Genomic DNA, 18,406 nt, shown 5'->3' with positions numbered 1-18,406 from the left:
AGAGAACCACCGTGTCCCACTCCTTCACCCCGGTCGCCTCCGTGCCCGTGGACGCGCGCACGGCCCGTGTCCACGAGGAGGGCTGGCAGTCCTGGAGCCCCAGTGGCGCCTACGCCCTCGGTGACCAGCCGTACCGCCCGACGAACGACAACTGGGCGACGGTCTGCTACCGGCCCGGCGTCACGGTTCCCCACGGCACCTTCCAGGGCGAGGGGCTGCTGGCCCTGGACCCGGGCGACGGCTCCGCGGTCCGCCTCTGGGCCGCCGTGGACCCGGTCCGCGAGGTCCCGTCGATCCGGCTGGCCGTCACCGGCGACCTGGCGGAGATCAGTGCCGACGGCCCGGTGAAGGAGTGGACGGGCACGGACATCCAGGAGGTGCTGGGGAGTTGGGCCGCCTCTCTCGAGGTCGCGCCCCCGCGCCCGGCGCCCACCGTCTGGTGCTCCTGGTACGAGTACTTCACGCAGGTCACCGAGGACGACATCCACGAGAACCTCCGCGCGATGGACACCCTCGACCTGCCCGTCGACGTGGTCCAGATCGACGACGGCTACCAGAAGGCCCTCGGCGACTGGCTCACCCTCTCCGGCCGCTTCAACTCCCGCCGAGGCATCGCGGACGCGATCCGGGCGCGGGGCAGGCGAGCCGGCATCTGGACGGCCCCCTTCCTCGTCGACCCGGCGAGCGACCTGGCCGCCGAACACCCCGACTGGCTGGTCAAGGCACTCGACGGCGGCTTCCTGCACGCAGGCCGCAACTGGGGCCACGACCTGAGCGTCCTGGACACGACCCACCCGGAGGCGGCCGCGTACCTGACGGACGTCTTCCGGACGCTGCGCGCCGAGGGCTACGACTACTTCAAGGTCGACTTCCTGTACGCGGGCGCGCTGGAGGGCGTACGGCATTCCGACGCGGACCCCCTCACGGCGTACCGCCAGGGCATCGAGCTGATCCGCGAGGCGATCGGCGAGGACGCCTACCTCCTGGGCTGCGGGGCCCCGATCCTGCCCTCCCTCGGCCTCTTCGACGCCATGCGCGTCAGCCCCGACACGGCCCCGCACCGCCGCCCCGAGGCCGACGACTACAGCCAGCCCGGCCAGGACCCGGCGGAGTTCACGGGTGCCGCCCGCCAGTGGCAGCACGGCCGGTTCTGGGTCAACGACCCCGACTGTCTGATGGCCCGCCCGGCCGTGGAGACCCGTGAACGCTGGGCGGCCCATGTGGAGGCGACCGGCGGTCTGATGGCGTCGAGCGACCGGCTGCTGTCCCTGGACCCGTGGGGTGTGGAGACGACCCGCCGGCTCCTGGGCGGCGCCCGATGATCCCGCAGGGCATCGCCTACGGCGGTGACTACAACCCCGAGCAGTGGCCGGAGGAGGTCTGGGCCGAGGACATGCGCCTCATGGCCGAGGCCGGGGTGACCATGGTCAGCGTCGGGATCTTCTCCTGGGCACTCCTGGAGCCGAGGGAGGGCGCGTACGACTTCTCTCTGCTGGACCGCGTCCTCGACATGCTCTACACCCATGGCATCGCGGCGGACCTGGCGACCCCGACGGCGGCACCGCCGGCGTGGTTCTTCGTCAAGCACCCCGAGGCGCTCCCTGTGGACAAGGACGGCAGGGGACTGTCGTACGGCAGCCGCCAGACGTTCTGCCCGTCGAGCCCCGCCTACCGGGAGGCGGCGCTGCGGATGGCCCGTGCGCTAGGGGAGCGGTACGCCGGCCACCCGGCGGTCGTGATGTGGCACGTCCACAACGAGTACGGCTGCCACAACCCGGAGTGCTTCTGCGAGGAGAGCGCGGCCGCGTTCCGGGGCTGGCTGCGCGAGAGGTACAGCGGTCTGGAGGCGCTCAACGACGCCTGGGGCACCCGCTTCTGGAGCCAGTGGTACTACGACTGGGACGAGATCATCCCGCCCCGCGCCACCGGCGCCGTCCCCAACCCGGCCCACCTGCTGGACTGGCGCCGCTTCTGCAGCGACGCGCTGCTCTCGCTGTGCGAGGCGGAGCGCGAGGTGCTGCGGGAGGCGGCGCCGGAGATCCCCGCGACCACCAACTTCATGGTGATGCACAACTTCGACGCGCTGGACTACTGGCGCTGGGCCCCGAAGCTCGACGTGGTCTCCAACGACCACTACCTCCGCTCCACCGACCCCGAGTCGCACATCGACCTCGCGCTCAGCGGCGACCTGGTCCGTTCGCTGGCCGGCGGGCCCTGGCTGCTGATGGAGCACTCGACGGGCGCGGTGAACTGGCAGCCGGTCAACCGGGCCAAGAATCCCGGGGAGTTGCGCCGCAACGCGCTCGCCCATGTGGCCCGCGGCGCCGACGGCATCGCCTACTTCCAGTGGCGGGCGGCGAAGGCGGGCGCCGAGCAGTGGCACTCGGCGATGCTGCCGCACGCGGGGACGGACAGCCGGATCTGGCACGACGTCGTCCAACTCGGCGCGGACCTGAAGGCGTTGGGGGAGGTGCGCGGCTCGACCGTCCCGGCGCAGGTCGCCATCGTCTGGGACTGGGACGCCCGCTGGGCCCTGGAACTGCCCTCGCAGCCGAGCGCGGAGCTCCGCTTCCAGGAGCTGGTCCGGGCCTGGTACGAGCCGTTGTGGCGGGCGGGCGTCGCGGTGGACTTCGTCCACCCGGAGGCGGACCTGTCCTCGTACCGCCTGGTCCTGGCGCCCAGCCTGTACCTGGTCGACGACGAGGGCGCGGCGAATCTGACGGGCTTCGCGGAGCGCGGCGGCACCTTGGCCGTGGGCTTCCACAGCGGGGCGGTCGACACCAACTGCCATGTGCGGCTCGGGGGTTACCCGGGCGCGTTCCGTGAGGCGCTCGGGGTGCGCACGGACGAGCTGTTCCCGCTGCTGCCGGGTGAGTCGGTGGAGCTGAGCGACGGCGGTACGGCACGGCTGTGGTCGGAGCGGGTGCGTCTGGCGGGCGCGGAGGCGATCACGACGTACACGACCGGCCCGCTGGTGGACGTACCCGCGGTGACCCGCAACTCCTTCGGCACGGGCACCACGTGGTACCTGGCCACCCAGCCGGACCCGGCGACGCTCGCCGCCCTCCTCGACCGCATCCGCACGGAGGCGGGCGTGATGCCGGTCCTCAGTACTCCGGAGGGGGTGGAGGCGGTGCTGCGGCGAGGTACGGACGCGGACTACCTCTTCCTGATCAACCACAGCGAGGCGAGCGCGGAGATCCCCGTGTCCGGCGATGCCCGCGAACTGCTCACCGGGAAGCCGGTGCCGGGCGCGGTCACCGTCGCGGCGGGCGAGGTGGCGGTGGTGAGGCAGCCGCGCGGGCAGCGATGAGTTTCTCCTGGCGATGAGTTTCTCCGCGGGCTCCGGTCATAGTGGCGACACCTACGAGAGGACGTGACGCACATGACCGGACCCGTGAAGGGCCCCGCCTCCTACTTCCCCTCCATCGAGAAGAAGTACGGCCACCCGATCGCCCACTGGCAGGACCTGATCCGCGCCTCTCCCCTGACCCGGCACATGGAGCTCGTCACCTGGCTCAAGACCGAACACGGCCTCGGTCACGGCCACGCCAACGCGCTGGTGGCGCACACCCTGGCCGAGGGCAGGTGACGTCCCGGCGCCCGGGCCCATTACCACTCCCGGCTGTGGTCCAGCTGTTCTGGAACCTCTTCGTCCGTTAAATCCTGGAGAACTCTTCTACAACCTTCCGTCACATACGTCTGTCTGCCTTACGCAGAGATGTTCGACAGGTTCATGGAAGAGGAGCTCAGAACGTGACCGTGCGTTCCTTTGCCCGGCGGATGCGCCCGCGAGTCGAGCGGAAGGCCGCCGAGAGCGTGTGGCAGCTGCGTACCATGCGGCGCCGCCGTCGGGCCGCGGTCACGGATCCGGTCCTGCGACCGGTGGCGGTGCGCGGCCAGCAGCTCTACGGCCGGGTCGTGACGAAGTTCAGCGCCGCCGAGGCGGCCGCCGCCAACCTCGGCCTGGTCGTCGCCGCGCTGGAGCAGGAAGGCATCCCGTACTTCCTGGTGCCGGCCGCCCGCACCCGCTACACGGTCGGCGTGAACGTCGTCGACCGGGAGCGTCTGCTCACCGCCCTGGAGGCGCAGAACGAGGGCAAGGCGGTCTTCATCGGGCGCCCCATGCCCGGCGGGAAGCTCAAGCACCCCGCGCTGTTCATGGACGGCGCGCTGCCGGCCGGGCTGCGCACCGCCCCCATCCTGCGGGTCGGGGAGAACCACCTCGGCCCCGCGGGCCAGCTGCTCGCCGGGCCCGAACTCGCCTGCGACATCGAGTTCTGGGAGGACGGCGCGGAACTCCTCGCCTCCGCCGACGGCCCCCGGCGCCTGGCCAAGGTGCAGCCGCAGGCGTCCGAGGACATCTTCGCCGACTCCCTCGTCGCCCCCCGCAACAACGGCATCACCGACGTCCTCCCGGCCTCCGAGCAGCGGCCCGCCACCGTCCGGGTCGGCGACCGCGAGCTGCCGAGCTTCGTCCCGCTCACCCTGCCGACCGTCGACGACGTGACCTTCCCCGTCGACGTCGTCTACACCTGGGTCGACGGCGAGGAGCCCGAGATGCGGGCCAAGCGGGCCCGCCACCAGGACCGCGGCACCGCCGAGATCCTGGACAAGGAGACCAACGCCTCCCGCTACACCAGCCACGACGAGCTGAAGTACTCGCTGCGCTCGCTCGCGATGTACGCCGACTTCGTCCGGCACATCTACATCGTGACCGACGGCCAGAAGCCGCACTGGCTCGACGACACCGCTCCCGGGCTCACGGTCGTCGACCACCGCGACATCTTCCCCGAGGGTGTCCTGCCGGTCTTCAACTCGCACGCGATCGAGACCCGGCTGCACCACATCCCGGGCCTGTCGGACCACTACCTCTACTTCAACGACGACGTGTTCGTCGGCCGCCGGGTCACCCCGGAGCACTTCTTCCACGGCAGCGGCCTGATGAAGATCCCGGTGTCCCCGCTCAAGATCGGAGTCGGCAAGCCGCACGCCGAGGAGACGGCCACCAACTCCGCCAGCAAGAACGTCCGCCGGCTCCTGCTTGAGCGGTTCGGGCGGATGACGACGAACAACTTCATGCACACCCCGCTGCCCCAGCAGCGCCGGACCCACCAGGTGCTCGAAGAGCTCTTCCCGGAGGACATCCGCCGCACCACGGCCTCCCGCTTCCGCTCGCCGCAGGACATCGCGGTGACGGCTCCGCTGCTCTACCAGTACGCCCTGATGACCGGCCACGGCCTGCCCGGCAAGTACAGCTTCCGGTACGTCAACATCAGCCGCCCGGACGCCGACCGACGCCTGGACGACCTGCGCCGCAACCGCCGCTTCGACTTCTTCTGCCTCAACGACGTCGACGTACCGCCCGAGGAACGGGAGCAGGTGAGCGTCCGGATGCACGAGTTCCTGGAGGACTACTTCCCCTTCGCGAGCCCGTACGAGAAGCAGAGCTGACGGGGCCGGGGGGACAAGGACATGGGGGGCATGGACATCCGTGACCGCTTCGGAATGCCGGGGGGCATCCGAACGGTCCGGGACTTTCTCGTACGCCTGAGGCTCTGGCTCGCGGCCCGGCTCTGGGCGCTGCGCACGGCCCGGGCCCGCCGGCGCCTGCGGGCCGCCGTCCCGGGGCTGCGCCGGGTCACCTTCGGACCGACGCGGCTGTACGGCCGTACCGTCGCCGGATACACCGCCGCGGACGCCGTCGAGGCCGACCTCGAACGGGTCTGCACCCTGCTGGACGGACTCGGCGTCCCGTACTTCCTGGTCCCCGTCGACCACGGACAGGGGGTGCCGCGCCAGGTCATCGGCGTGGCGGAGACGTACCGCGACACGATCCTCCAGCGGGCCGCCCAGCGCTTCGCCTCCGGTGCGGGATACGTCGGGGCCGTGGGACCGGACGGCGGGGTGACCGCCGCGGCACTGTGGGCCGACGGGAAGCTGCCGCGGGCGCTGCGGCGGGCCGAGGTGCTCCGCACCGGCGTGGTGCGCCTGGGCCCCGAGGGCCAGGTCCTCACCGGACTCGAAACGGGCTGCGACATCGAGTTCTGGCGGCACGGCCGCGACCTCGGCACCGACCCCTCCTGGCTCACCGTGCCCGGCAGCCGGATGCCGGACGTCTTCGGCCCGGCGCTGGTCGCCCCGCGCCACAACCCGGTGTCGGAGGTCCTCCCTGTGTCGGCGCAACGCCCCGCCGTCGTCGCGGGCCGCCGTCGCGGCGTGCCCACCTTCGCCCCGTTCGCCGAGCCCGGCATCGACGAGGTGCGCTTCCCCGTCGACGCCGTCTACACCTGGGTCGACGGCGACGACCCCGCGATGGCGGCCAAGCGCCGCGCCCATCAGGCGCTCTCCCACGACACCATCGCCCCGCGCGAGACCGGTGCCTCCCGCTACACCAGCCACGACGAGCTGAGGTATGCCCTGCGCTCGCTGGAGATGTACGCCGGTTTCGTCCGGCACGTCTACCTGGTGACCGACTCCCAGATCCCGGACTGGCTGGACCCGCGGGCGGAAGGCCTGACCGTGATCGACCACCGGGACATCCTCCCGGCGGACGCGCTCCCCGTCTTCAACTCCCACGCGATCGAGAGCCGCCTGCACCACATCCCGGGCCTGTCGGAGCACTACCTCTACTTCAACGACGACGTCTTCATCAACCGTCCGGTAGGGGCCGAGCACTTCTTCCACGGCAACGGCATCGCCCGCATCCCCCTCTCCCCGCTGAAGCTGGGCATAGGCGCCCCGCACCCCCTGGAACCGGCCCCGAACTCCGCGGGCAAGAACGCCCGCGAGATCATCAGCCGCTTCCACGGCAGACACATCACCCACAAGTCCCTGCACACCCCGCACCCCCAACTGCTGTCGGTGATGCGGGAGATGGAGAGCCTGGGCATCGAGGAGCTGGACCGCACCGCGTACTCCCGCTTCCGCTCGACGTCCGACGTGGCGCCGGCATCGACCCTCCACCACCACTGGGCGATGGCCACCGCCCGCGCCGTCCCGGCCGACTACCGCTTCCGCTACGTCCAGCTCGGCACCCCGGACATGCGCCGCCGCCTGTCCCGCCTCGCGGCCGGCGAGGACGTCGACTTCTTCTGCCTCAACGACGTGGACACGCCCCCCGAGGCCAGACCGGCGGCCCAGGCGGCCATCAGCGCCTTCCTGGAACGCAAATACCCCTTCCCGAGCCGCTACGAATCACCGCCCCGCTCTCCGGCCCACCCCGCCCTCCACAGAACGGCCCAGCACGCCGGCGACCCGCTCTGAAGACCCGGACAACGACGAAGGGCCCCACCGCGAACGGTGGGGCCCTTCGACATCGTGCCCGGTGAGGCACTGGCGGAGGATACGAGATTCGAACTCGTGAGGGGTTGCCCCCAACACGCTTTCCAAGCGTGCGCCCTAGGCCACTAGGCGAATCCTCCGGGGCAAACAATACAAGACGTTGAGGAGTGCTCGCGAACTCGTTCCCAGCCCCCGACATCGGGTACTGTTTGGGCAGCCCCTCACGTGGCGCTATCTGACTGAACTCCCCCAGGGCCGGAAGGCAGCAAGGGTAGGTTGGCTCTGGCGGGTGCGTGGGGGGCGCTTGCGTTTCCCGGCAAGGGTGGTCTCTTGCGTGGGGCTGGTTGTCAGTGGGCGCCTATAACCTCGTATGCGTGTCGTCTCTCGCGTTGTACCGCCGCTATCGCCCGGAGTCGTTCGCCGAGGTCATCGGGCAGGAGCATGTCACCGACCCGTTGCAGCAGGCGCTGCGGAACAACCGGGTCAATCACGCGTACCTGTTCAGCGGTCCGCGTGGCTGCGGCAAGACGACCAGCGCACGCATCCTGGCCCGCTGTCTCAACTGTGAGCAAGGTCCCACGCCGACCCCGTGCGGAGAGTGCCAGTCCTGCCAGGACCTCGCGCGCAACGGCCCGGGTTCCATCGACGTCATCGAGATCGACGCCGCGTCCCACGGTGGTGTGGACGACGCCCGTGAGCTGCGCGAGAAGGCCTTCTTCGGACCCGCGAGCAGCCGGTACAAGATCTACATCATCGACGAGGCCCACATGGTCACGTCGGCCGGCTTCAACGCGCTGCTCAAGGTCGTCGAGGAGCCCCCGGAGCATCTGAAGTTCATCTTCGCGACCACCGAGCCCGAGAAGGTCATCGGGACCATCCGTTCGCGGACCCACCACTACCCCTTCCGGCTCGTGCCGCCGAGCACCCTTCGCGACTACCTCGGCGAGGTCTGCGGACAAGAGAACATCCCCGTCGAGGAGGGCGTGCTGCCGCTCGTCGTGCGGGCGGGGCAGGGCTCCGTGCGTGACTCCATGTCCGTCATGGACCAGCTGCTCGCCGGGGCGCGGGAGGAGGGTGTGACGTATGCCATGGCCACGTCCCTCCTCGGTTACACCGACGGCTCGCTCCTCGACTCCGTCGTCGAGGCCTTCGCCACCGGTGACGGCGCCGCCGCCTTCGAGGTGGTCGACCGGATCATCGAGGGTGGCAACGACCCGCGGCGCTTCGTCGCCGACCTGCTGGAGCGGCTGCGGGACCTGGTGATCCTCGCCGCCGTCCCGGACGCCACGGAGACCGGCCTCATCGACGCCCCCGCGGACGTGCTGGAGCGTATGCAGGCCCAGGCCGGCATCTTCGGCGCCGCCGAGCTCAGCCGCGCCGCCGACCTCGTCAACGCGGGACTCACCGAGATGCGGGGCGCCAACTCCCCTCGCCTCCAGCTGGAGCTGATCTGCGCGCGCGTGCTGCTGCCGGCCGCTTACGGCGACGAGCGGTCCGTGATGGCCAGGCTCGACCGGCTGGAGCGTGGCGTGAACTTCTCCGGGGGCGGGGGAGCGCCCGCGATGGGGTACGTCCCCGGGCCCGAGGCGCACGGGGCAGCGGTTGCGGCTGCTGCACCGGTTCCGCCGGGAGGCGGTGTCGCGGCGGCCCGGGCGGCGGTACGGGCTTCGGGCCCGGTGACCGCACCTGCGCCGACCGGACCTGCCCACAGCGGACCCGCGGCGAACGGACCCGCGGCGGGGGGCGCCCCGGGCTTCGGCTCCACACCCGGTCAGCCCGCCCAGGACACCACCCCGTCCCCGGCCCCGGCTTACGACGCCGCCTCCGCCCAAGCCGCGCCCGCACCCACAGGCCCTGCACCCGGCGACACCGGCACCGCGCAGCCCCAGACCCCCCAGCCTCCCCAGGCCCCCGCCACACCCCCTCCCGCCCCCGCGGCCCCCACCACCTCCACTCCCGGCGCCTGGCCCGCAGCGGCACCCGCGGGCGGCGGCCGACGCCCAGGTGGCTGGCCCACGGCGACCCCCGCCGGAGGCGGCCGGCCCCCGGCCGCCCCGAGCCAATCCGCACCCGCCACTCCCGCGCCGAGCCAGCCCGCACCCGCCCAGCCCCAGCAGGCCGCCCCCGCCGCCTACGCACCTCCGGCCGGCGGCGTCGACCCCCGCACGCTCTGGCCGAACATCCTGGAGGCCGTCAAGAACCGCCGGCGCTTCACCTGGATCCTGCTCAGCCAGAACGCCCAGGTGGCCGGCTTCGACGGCGCCACCCTCCAGATCGGCTTCGTCAATGTCGGAGCACGCGACAACTTCGTGAGCAGCGGCAGCGAGGACGTCCTGAAGCAGGCGCTGGGCGAGCAGTTCAACGTCCAGTGGAAGATCGAGGCGGTCGTCGACCCCTCGGGCGGCTCGGCACCCCCGCAGACCGGCGGCGGCACGCCCGGCTTCAACGGTGGCGGTGGCGGTTACGGCACCCCAGGGGCCTCCGGGACCCCTGGATCCTCCGGTGGCTACGGCGGAGGCGGCGCCCCCGCCCCGGCACAGCGCCCGGCCACCCCCGCTGCCCCCTCCACGACCTCCGCACAGTCCTCGGCGACACCGCCCCCGGCCGCCGCTCCCGCCCCCCGGCCGCCCGCCCCGGAGCCGCCCCCGGTCTCCCCCGAGGACGACATCCCCGAGGACGACGACCCCGACCTCAACGAATCGGCCCTCTCCGGCCGTGAACTGATCGTGCGGGAGCTGGGAGCGACGGTGGTGGAGGAGTTCAGCAACGAATAGGGGCTCCCCGACGAGGCGGGACCCCTGTCGGAACCCCGGTCGGGAGCGCTGCCGGAACTCTGCCGGGACCTCTGTTTCGGAGAAACCCACAAACCCCGTTCCCCCGCCCCTTCAGCAACCCGCACAATTTCCCGGGCCCCGAGCCGGTTACGCTGACCCCGTGAAGGTCCTCGTCATCGGCAGCGGCGCCCGCGAACATGCCCTGTGCCGCTCCCTGTCCCTCGATCCCGACGTCACCGCGCTGTACTGCGCCCCCGGCAACGCCGGCATCGCCGAGGTCGCCGAGCTGCACCAGGTCGACGCCCTGGACGGCACGGCCGTCGCCGCGCTGGCCACCGAGCTCGGCGCCGAGCTCGTGATCGTGGGCCCGGAGGCACCCCTTGTCGCGGGGGTGTCCGACGCCGTGCGCGAGGCCGGCATCCCGGTCTTCGGTCCCTCCGGGGAGGCCGCGCAGCTCGAGGGCTCCAAGGCCTTCGCGAAGGACGTGATGGCGGGGGCGAGCGTCCCCACCGCGCGTTCCTACGTGTGCACGACCCCCGAGGAGGTCGACGAGGCCCTCGACGCCTTCGGCGCCCCGTACGTCGTCAAGGACGACGGTCTCGCGGCCGGCAAGGGTGTCGTCGTCACGCCCGACCTGGAGGCGGCCAGGGCGCACGCCAACTCCTGTGAGCGCGTCGTCATCGAGGAGTTCCTCGACGGCCCCGAGGTCTCCCTCTTCGCCGTCACCGACGGCGTGACCGTCGTCCCGCTCCAGCCCGCCCAGGACTTCAAGCGCGCCCTGGACGGCGACGAGGGCCCGAACACCGGCGGCATGGGCGCGTACTCCCCGCTGCCCTGGGCCGACCCGAAGCTGGTGGAGGAGGTCATGCAGACCGTCCTCCAGCCCACCGTCGACGAGATGCGCCGGCGCGGCACTCCCTTCTCCGGGCTTCTGTACGCCGGTCTCGCGATCACCTCGCGCGGAGTCCGCGTCATCGAGTTCAACGCCCGCTTCGGCGACCCCGAGACCCAGGTGGTTCTGGCTCGGCTGAAGACCCCCCTCGCGGGTCTCCTGCTGGCCGCCGCCCAGGGAGACCTCGCCGACCTGGCGCCGCTGCGCTGGAGCGACGAGGCCGCGGTCACCGTGGTCGTCGCCTCGCACAACTACCCCGGCACCCCCCGCACCGGCGACCCGATCACCGGCCTCGACGAGGTGGCCGCCGAGGACGCTCCGCACGCGTACGTCCTGCACGCCGGCACCAGGCACGACGGCGACGCCGTGGTGAGCGCCGGTGGCCGCGTCCTGTCCGTCACGGCGACCGGCAAGGACCTCGACGAGGCCCGCGACCGGGCGTACCGGGCGGTCTCCCGCATCCGTCTCGACGGCTCCCAGCACCGTACGGACATCGCGGCGAAGGCCGCGGCGGGCGCATAGCCGCCACCACCGGAACAGCCGGGAAAACCGGCAGACCGGATGAACCCGACAGGCCCCGAATCCGTCTCAGGATTCGGGGCCTGACGCATGCCCGGCCCCGCCGCCGGCCTTGCCACCAGCCGGGAACCGCGCGTCGGACGGGGGCTGAACTTGGGTCAAGAACCAAGGCCTGATCTTCGCTGTCCGTCATCCACCTTTCCCCAAAGCCATTCCATCGAGTGACCGGTCCCTTTTCCTGGTGACGTGGACAGGGGCCCCAACTAGGGTGCGGCGCAAGCATTCCGGCACTTGGCCCACCGGCATTGCGATGTCAGTGGGGGGTGCCACAGTGGGGGAGTGAGCAACACCAGGACAGGCAGACAGCCAGGACAGCACGGAGGGGGTGACACCCGGTCGTGACCGGTATGGGTGGAGAAGCGGGCGCACAGGCCGCGCGCTCCTGGGCGCTCGCCGTGCTGCGCATCCGCAGCCGGGCGCTCGCCGTCGCGCTGCTGCCGGCGGCCGTCGCCGTCGTGCTGTACGCGGGAGGCTCCACCGGCCACCTCGTGGGCCCGGGCTGGCATGCCGCCCGCTGGGCCGTCACGCCGTTCGCCGTGCTCGTCCTGCTGGCCGCCGCCGGCATCGCCCTGGTCGTCGCCCGTGCCCGCCCCGCCATGAGTCCGACGGTCCCGATCGCCGAGGAGTCGGCGCCGGACCTGTACCGCATGGTGCGCGACCTGGCCGACCGTCTCGATGTGCCGGCCCCCTCCGCGATAGCGCTCACCCCGGACTGCGACAGCTGGCTGGAGGACCGCACCCACCCGTCCCACGGCCCGCCGAAGCACGAGGACCGCGACGAGCTCACGGGTGCCCGTGGCTCGCGGCGTACGACAGTGGCGCCCGTCCTGGTCATCGGCTCCCCGTTCCTGTGGTGGATGCGGGTCGGTGAGCTCCGCGCGGTCCTCGCCCCGGTCGTCGCCGGCACGGGCCCCTCGGCCCACCCGGACATAGCCGCGGCCCGCCGTTTCGTCCGCGGCCTGGATGCCGCGGTGGCCGTGGCCTCGGCGGCCGACCGCTGCCGGATGATCCGCGTGGTGTGCGCCGGCGTCGGCTGGGTGGCCCGTCTGCTGCTGCGCAGCTGCCGGGAGCACGCGTCCAAGATGGAGCGAGGGGTAGCCGCCGCGGCGGCCGAGCGCGCCCAGGGCGTGGACTACGGCCTGCGGATCGTCGCCCAGGAACAGGTGGGCCTGGCCTACGCCGGCTGGGACCGCCTCCTGACCCGCGTGGCGCTGCCCGCCTGGCGGATGGGCCGCTGGCCGTCCCGCCTGGACGCGGGAGTGGTGGCGGCACTCACGGAACTCTCCCGGCGGGACCGTCTGGCCGAGGGCTTTGCCTCCCGTCTGGGTGAGCGCCCTGCCTGCGACCTCCTGGAAGAACCCGGCACGATCGACGAGGCCACCTCCCTCCTGGCCGCCCGCCTCTTCCACGGCGGCCCGGCGGAGTCCGGTCCCGACTGGTCCCCGGTCGGCTGGCAGGAGTATCCGGAAGAGGTCGTCGACCGCAAGTGGCGCCTCGACGCGGCCCGCCTCCACCGAGTCCTGGATGCACAGGGAGTACGCCGGACCCCCGAGACCACGGGCCCGGAGACGGACGGCCCGACGTTGTCCAGGGTCCTGGACTACCTTGCGACGCCGGCGCCCGACGGTGCGAAGCACATGGAGTCCGGCCCGGCGTCCGTACCCCTGGTGACAGCCGAACCCGCAGCCGCCGACGGCGCCCCCGCCCCACAGGGGCCACCCGCACCCGACGACGAAACCGTCATGGGCGGCGCGGACGGGAGCACGCTCGCCGATGGTGAAGGCGAGGCCGATGCGGAGGCCGACGAGCAGGAAAACGAACGCACCGCCACCCTCGCCGCAGGTCTCACCGCCGAGCTGGCCCGCGAGGAAGCCACCGCACCCGCCCCCCAGGGCCCCGACGCCACCCTCTGGGACGACGGCGCGCTCCCCCTCTTCCCGCCCCAACCGCCTCGCACGTCCCGTGAACTCCTCACCGACCACGTCACGGCCATGGTCTGCTGCGCCGCGATGGACACCGCGGGCGCCACCCCCGGCCTCGACTGGCTCGACGGCCCGACCCTCCTCATCAACGGCGACCGCGCGGCCGACCTCAGCCCGGTGGTCCTCAGCCTGATCGTGGACGGCGACCCGGTCCCCCTGCGCACCTGGCTGCTGGAGTCCGGCATACGTGCGGAGAAGCCGGTCCGCCTCGTCTGAGCGGGACCCGCCGACCGGGCCACCGCACAACTCCCTTACCGGAAGCCCTCGTTCCACTTTCGGCCAATTCGCAACGAATAGTGACCGCGTGCGTGCGTAATGTGATGTGCTGGGACCGATCGGGTGTATGGCAAGGGCTTGCGACATAGGACGGGCGTCAGAAGGACGAACGGACGACCGCATTCACACACGGGGGCGCGAGGGAGGGGAGCAGCCATGGGGTCGGAGCAGATCCGCCGCTGGGAGTCGGGAGCGCTGGCGCACGCGGTGACGGACCCCTTCGGCCAGGGCCCCGTGCCCTGGCTCCGCGGCGACGAGACGTACTTCGACGGCACCGGCCAGGTGGTCCCCTGGTACGTGGAGGGATCCCCGCAGCCTGACCCCGCCGGCGCCCGGACCGACGGCTCTCGCATCCCGGCGCCCCGCACCGCCGGCGGCCCCCGTGCCGCGGACGACGTGCGCCGCCAGATCAAGGGCTTCACCTCGACCGGCGCGGTCGCCCCCGGCGAGGCCATCGACTTCCACATCACGGTCGACCCGCCCCAGGAGTTCGGCGTCGACGTGTACCGCATCGGCCACTACGGCGGTGACGGCGCCGCCAAGATCACCACCAGCCCCCGCCTCTCCGGCATCGTCCAGCCCCCGCCGCTCACCGCGGACCGCACGGTCTCCTGCCACCACTGGTGGCTGAGCTGGCGCCTGCAGATCCCCTCCTTCTGGAGCGTCGGGGCGTATGTGGCCGTCCTGACCACCGCCGACGGTTACCGCTCCCACGTGCCGTTCACCGTCCGCCACGACCACCCGGCGGACCTGCTGCTCCTCCTGCCGGACGTCACCTGGCAGGCGTACAACCTCTACCCGGAGGACGGCCGCACGGGCGCCAGCCTCTACCACGCCTGGGACGAGCAAGGCGGTCTGCTGGGCGAGTCCGAGGCCGCCACGACCGTCTCCTTCGACCGCCCGTACGCCGGCGCCGGCCTGCCTCTGCACGTCGGCCACGCCTACGACTTCATCCGCTTCGCCGAGCGCTACGGCTACGACCTGGCCTACGCCGACGCCCGCGACCTGCACTCCGGCCGCGTCGACCCCACCCGCTACCGGGGCCTGGTCTTCCCGGGCCACGACGAGTACTGGTCGGCGAACATGCGCCGCACCGTGGAGCGCGCCCGCGACCACGGCACATCGCTGGTCTTCCTCTCCGCCAACACCATGTACTGGCAGGTGGAGTTGGGCCCGTCCCCGTCCGGCGTCCCCGACCGCCTCCTGACCTGCCGCAAGCGCAGGGGCCCGGGCCGGCCGGTGCTGTGGCGCGAGGTCGACCGCCCCGAGCAGCAGGTGGTCGGCATCCAGTACGCGGGCCGGGTCCCCGACCCCCACCCGCTGATCGTGCGCAATGCCGACCACTGGCTCTGGGAGGCCACCGGCGCCCACGAGGGCGACGAGATCGAGGGACTGGTCGCGGGCGAGGCCGACCGCTACTTCCCGCGCACCCCGCTCCCCGAGCACGACGACCGCATCCTGCTCGCCCACTCCCCGTACGCCGACAGCGAGGGCACCCTCCGCCACCAGGAGACCTCCCTCTACCGCGCCCCCTCGGGCGCCCTGGTCTTCGCGTCCGGCACCTTCGCGTGGTCCCCGTCCCTGGACCGCCCCGGACATGTGGACCCCCGCGTCCAGCGCGCCACCGCCAATCTGCTGGACCACATCTGCAAGCGCGACTGACCCCGTACGCCACAGCCACCGACCCCCTGTCCCTGGCCAGGGCCCCGATACGGGACAATCGAGCCACTTGGACAGAACCACGGGGAGGAACCGTGTCCGGATTCGTAGAAAAGCCCGAGCCGATTCAGGTTCCGGGCCTGGTGCACCTCCACACCGGCAAGGTGCGTGAGCTGTACCAGAACGAGGCGGGCGACCTCGTGATGGTCGCCAGTGACCGCATTTCCGCCTTCGACTGGGTGCTGCCGACCGAGATCCCCGACAAGGGCAGCATCCTCACCCAGCTCTCCCTGTGGTGGTTCGACCAGCTGCGGGACCTGATCCCCAACCACGTCCTGAGCACCGAACTGCCCGAGGGCGCCCCGGCCGACTGGGCGGGCCGCACCCTCATCTGCAAGTCGCTCCAGATGGTCCCGGTGGAGGCCGTCGCCCGCGGCTACCTCACCGGCTCGGGACTCCTCGAGTACAACGAGTCCCGCACGGTCTGCGGCCTCGCCCTGCCCGAGGGCCTGGCCGACGGCAGCGAACTCCCCGCCCCGATCTTCACCCCGGCCACCAAGGCCGCGGTCGGCGAGCACGACGAGAACGTCTCCTACGAGGAGGTCGCCCGCCAGGTCGGGGCCGACACCGCCGCCCGGCTGCGCCAGGCCACCCTGGCCGTCTACTCGCGGGGCCGGGACATCGCCCGTGACCGGGGCATCATCCTCGCGGACACCAAGTTCGAGTTCGGCTTCGACGGCGACACCCTCGTCATCGGCGACGAGGTCCTCACCCCGGACTCCTCCCGCTTCTGGCCGGTCGACCAGTGGGAGCCGGGCCGCGCGCAGCCCTCGTACGACAAGCAGTTCGTGCGCGACTGGCTGACCTCGGCGGAGTCCGGCTGGGACCGCAAGAGCGAGCAGCCCCCGCCGCCGCTGCCGCAGGAGGTCGTGGACCGGACCCGCGCCAAGTACGTCGAGGCGTACGAGCGACTGACCGGCACCAGCTGGTCGTAACGCGAAAAGCCCCCGGGAGACCGGGGGCTTTCACATGGAGCGAACGACGAGGTTCGAACTCGCGACCTCAACCTTGGCAAGGTTGCGCTCTACCAACTGAGCTACGTTCGCATGCGCCGTGGCGCGAGAACCACTATACCCAACCTCGCTCCCGCGCGAGCCGCACCGCCGCATGGCGGTTCTCCGCCCCGAGCTTCGACACCGCCGAGGACAGATAGTTCCGCACGGTCCCCTGCGACAGCGCGGCCCGCTCGGCGATCTCCGCGACGGGCGCCCCATCGGCGGCGAGTTCCAGTACCTCGGCCTCGCGCGCGGTCAGCGGTGAGTCCCCGGCGGAGATCGCGTCGGCGGCCAACTCCGGGTCGACGTAGCGGTTTCCGGCATGCACCGTGCGGATGATCTCCGCGAGCCGCTGCGCGCTGACCGTCTTCGGGACGAACCCGCGCACACCGGCCCCAAGGGCCCGCTTGAGATGCCCGGGCCGACCGTGGCTGGTCACGATCAGCACCTTGCAGCCGGGCAGTTCGGTGCGCAGGGATGTGGCGACCTTCACACCGTCGGCGCCGGGCATCTGGAGATCCAGTACGGCGACGTCGGGAGTGTGCGCCTTCGCCATCGCCAGCGCCTCGGGGCCGGACGCCGCCTCGGCGACGATCACCAGGTCGTCCTCCAGCGCGAGCAGCGCCGCGAGCGCGCCCCGGATCAGATGCTCGTCGTCGGCGAGCAGCAGTCGCACCGTCATGCCATGACCTCGCTCACCCGCAGCGGCACCGAGGCCACCACTCTGAACACACCCTCACCCACGGGCCCCGCCTCCAACGTCCCGTCCACCGCCGCCAGCCGCTCCCGCAGCCCGGCCAGCCCCGATCCTCCGGGGCCGGACGGCGCGGCCACCCCGTCGTTCTCCACCTTCAGCACCACACACTCGCGCGTCACCCGCACATCCACCGCGCACCGCCCGGCATCCCCGTGACGCAGCACATTGGTCGTCGCCTCCCGTACGACCCACCCGAGCGCCGACTGCACGTCCACCGGCAGCCCGGCCGCCTCTCCGGACACCTCACAGCGAATCCCCGCCGCCTCCAACACGCCCTGCGCACCGGTGAGTTCGACCCCGAGGTCGGCCTCCCGGTACCCCCGTACGACATCGCGCACCTCGCGCTGCGACTCCCGCGCGATGCGCTGCACCTCGACCATCTGCTCCTCGGCCTCGGGCCGCCCGCGCCGCGCCAGCTGTACGGCCAGCTCGCTCTTCAGGGCGATCACCGCGAGGTTGCGCCCCATGACGTCGTGCAGATCGCGCCCGAACCGCAGCCGCTCCTCGGCGACGGCGAGCCGGGCCCGGGTCTCGCGGGCCTGGTCGAGCTCGTAGACGGCGTTGAGCAGCCAGACGGAGAAGGCGGAGGTGAAGGCGAGGAACCCGCCGCCGAGGAGCACCACCAGCACGCTGATCAGGGCGGCGGGACCGGGCCTGCCCGCGAACGACACGAGTCCCGCCCCGACGGCGAAGCCCGTCACGACGGAGTACATGCGCCGCCGACTGCGCACCCCGAGCGAGAAAATGCCCGCTCCGAAGATCAGTACGACGGCGAAGACCGAGCCGGCCGCGGTGTCGACGTCGTCCCCGCCCGGCCCGTGCTCCGCGATCACGATCGCCATGACGGCGACCGCCGCGGTGCAGGCGCCGAGCGTCCACAGCATGTGGACGGGCTGTTCGCGGCGGCCGAGTGTCCAGTCCAGTGCCCGCGCCGCGGTCACGGCACAGATCACGGCGTGCCCGGCCACCACGAGCGCCAGCGAGGCCGCTACCCAGGGCACCATCTCGCCGAAGAGCGGCAGCCCGACCGAGACGACCTCGATCAGCGCGAAGAAGTGGAACGACCATCGTGTGTACGTCTCCACCTTGGCCGGCGTGCTCTTCTGCCGCCACCAGCCCCCCGAACCGCTCATTTCCCCGCCCCCGTG

The 18,406-nt window shown here is 72.0% G+C and carries 12 protein-coding genes, 2 tRNA genes and 1 other RNA gene; 11 read left to right on the top strand and 4 right to left on the bottom strand.

All coding sequences use genetic code 11. From position 1 onward, the window contains the following. Positions 1 to 11 precede the first annotated feature (11 nt). The 5 genes from OG381_RS23265 (at position 12) to OG381_RS23245 (ending at position 7,266) form a co-directional block, all read left to right on the top strand. Positions 12 to 1,322, top strand: a complete 1,311-nt coding sequence (locus OG381_RS23265; protein WP_327718000.1) for a glycoside hydrolase family 36 protein — start codon at positions 12 to 14, stop codon at positions 1,320 to 1,322. Beyond that, on the top strand, positions 1,319 to 3,313 hold the full coding sequence (locus tag OG381_RS23260) for a beta-galactosidase (RefSeq protein ID WP_327717999.1): 1,995 nt from the start codon (positions 1,319 to 1,321) through the stop codon (positions 3,311 to 3,313). The genes OG381_RS23265 and OG381_RS23260 overlap by 4 nt, the downstream gene beginning before the upstream one ends. Positions 3,314 to 3,385: 72 nt before the next feature. Further along, a complete protein-coding gene (locus OG381_RS23255; RefSeq protein ID WP_327717998.1) occupies positions 3,386 to 3,592 on the top strand; it encodes a DUF4287 domain-containing protein in 207 nt (68 codons plus the stop codon). A gap of 164 nt (positions 3,593 to 3,756) precedes the next feature. Continuing rightward, positions 3,757 to 5,454 (top strand): stealth family protein, encoded by a 1,698-nt coding sequence (locus OG381_RS23250; protein WP_327717997.1) that lies wholly within the window; start codon positions 3,757 to 3,759, stop codon positions 5,452 to 5,454. A 30-nt stretch (positions 5,455 to 5,484) separates the two neighbouring features. Beyond that, positions 5,485 to 7,266, top strand: coding sequence for a stealth family protein (locus tag OG381_RS23245; RefSeq protein WP_327717996.1), 1,782 nt, complete (start codon positions 5,485 to 5,487; stop codon positions 7,264 to 7,266). A 70-nt stretch (positions 7,267 to 7,336) separates the two neighbouring features. Here the strand turns inward: OG381_RS23245 and OG381_RS23240 are convergent. Continuing rightward, positions 7,337 to 7,424 (bottom strand) — tRNA-Ser (locus tag OG381_RS23240). Positions 7,425 to 7,496: 72 nt separating this feature from the next. On the opposite strand from OG381_RS23240, the gene ffs reads away from it, so the two are divergent. The 6 genes from ffs to OG381_RS23210 all read left to right on the top strand — a co-directional run bounded on the left by ffs (position 7,497) and on the right by OG381_RS23210 (position 16,441). Continuing rightward, positions 7,497 to 7,595: signal recognition particle sRNA small type (gene ffs, locus OG381_RS23235), an RNA gene on the top strand. 63 nt (positions 7,596 to 7,658) lie between these two features. Next, positions 7,659 to 10,058, top strand: a complete 2,400-nt coding sequence (locus tag OG381_RS23230) for a DNA polymerase III subunit gamma and tau (protein WP_327717995.1) — start codon at positions 7,659 to 7,661, stop codon at positions 10,056 to 10,058. A 160-nt stretch (positions 10,059 to 10,218) separates the two neighbouring features. Continuing rightward, on the top strand, positions 10,219 to 11,472 hold the full coding sequence (purD, locus tag OG381_RS23225) for a phosphoribosylamine--glycine ligase (RefSeq protein WP_327717994.1): 1,254 nt from the start codon (positions 10,219 to 10,221) through the stop codon (positions 11,470 to 11,472). Between the two features lie 395 nt (positions 11,473 to 11,867). Further along, entirely contained in the window at positions 11,868 to 13,727 is a 1,860-nt protein-coding gene (locus tag OG381_RS23220; protein WP_443061924.1) for a hypothetical protein, read from the top strand. A gap of 216 nt (positions 13,728 to 13,943) precedes the next feature. Then, complete coding sequence (locus tag OG381_RS23215; protein ID WP_327717993.1) at positions 13,944 to 15,449, top strand: N,N-dimethylformamidase beta subunit family domain-containing protein; 1,506 nt, start codon at positions 13,944 to 13,946, stop codon at positions 15,447 to 15,449. Between the two features lie 92 nt (positions 15,450 to 15,541). Beyond that, positions 15,542 to 16,441 carry a phosphoribosylaminoimidazolesuccinocarboxamide synthase gene (locus tag OG381_RS23210; protein WP_327717992.1) on the top strand — a complete coding sequence of 300 codons (900 nt, stop codon included), beginning with the start codon at positions 15,542 to 15,544 and terminating at the stop codon, positions 16,439 to 16,441. 35 nt (positions 16,442 to 16,476) lie between these two features. Here OG381_RS23210 and OG381_RS23205 read toward each other — a convergent pair. The 3 genes from OG381_RS23205 to OG381_RS23195 form a co-directional block, all read right to left on the bottom strand. Then, positions 16,477 to 16,552 (bottom strand) — tRNA-Gly (locus OG381_RS23205). Positions 16,553 to 16,574: 22 nt separating this feature from the next. After that, positions 16,575 to 17,183 carry a response regulator transcription factor gene (locus OG381_RS23200; protein ID WP_046259673.1) on the bottom strand — a complete coding sequence of 203 codons (609 nt, stop codon included), beginning with the start codon at positions 17,181 to 17,183 and terminating at the stop codon, positions 16,575 to 16,577. Then, a complete protein-coding gene (locus tag OG381_RS23195) occupies positions 17,180 to 18,391 on the bottom strand; it encodes a sensor histidine kinase (RefSeq protein WP_327717990.1) in 1,212 nt (403 codons plus the stop codon). The genes OG381_RS23200 and OG381_RS23195 overlap by 4 nt, the downstream gene beginning before the upstream one ends. Positions 18,392 to 18,406 lie beyond the last annotated feature (15 nt).

It is taken from the genome of Streptomyces sp. NBC_00490 (assembly GCF_036013645.1).
Taxonomy (GTDB): Bacteria; Actinomycetota; Actinomycetes; order Streptomycetales; family Streptomycetaceae; genus Streptomyces; species Streptomyces canus_F.
This window is presented reverse-complemented; position numbering and strand designations above follow the sequence as displayed.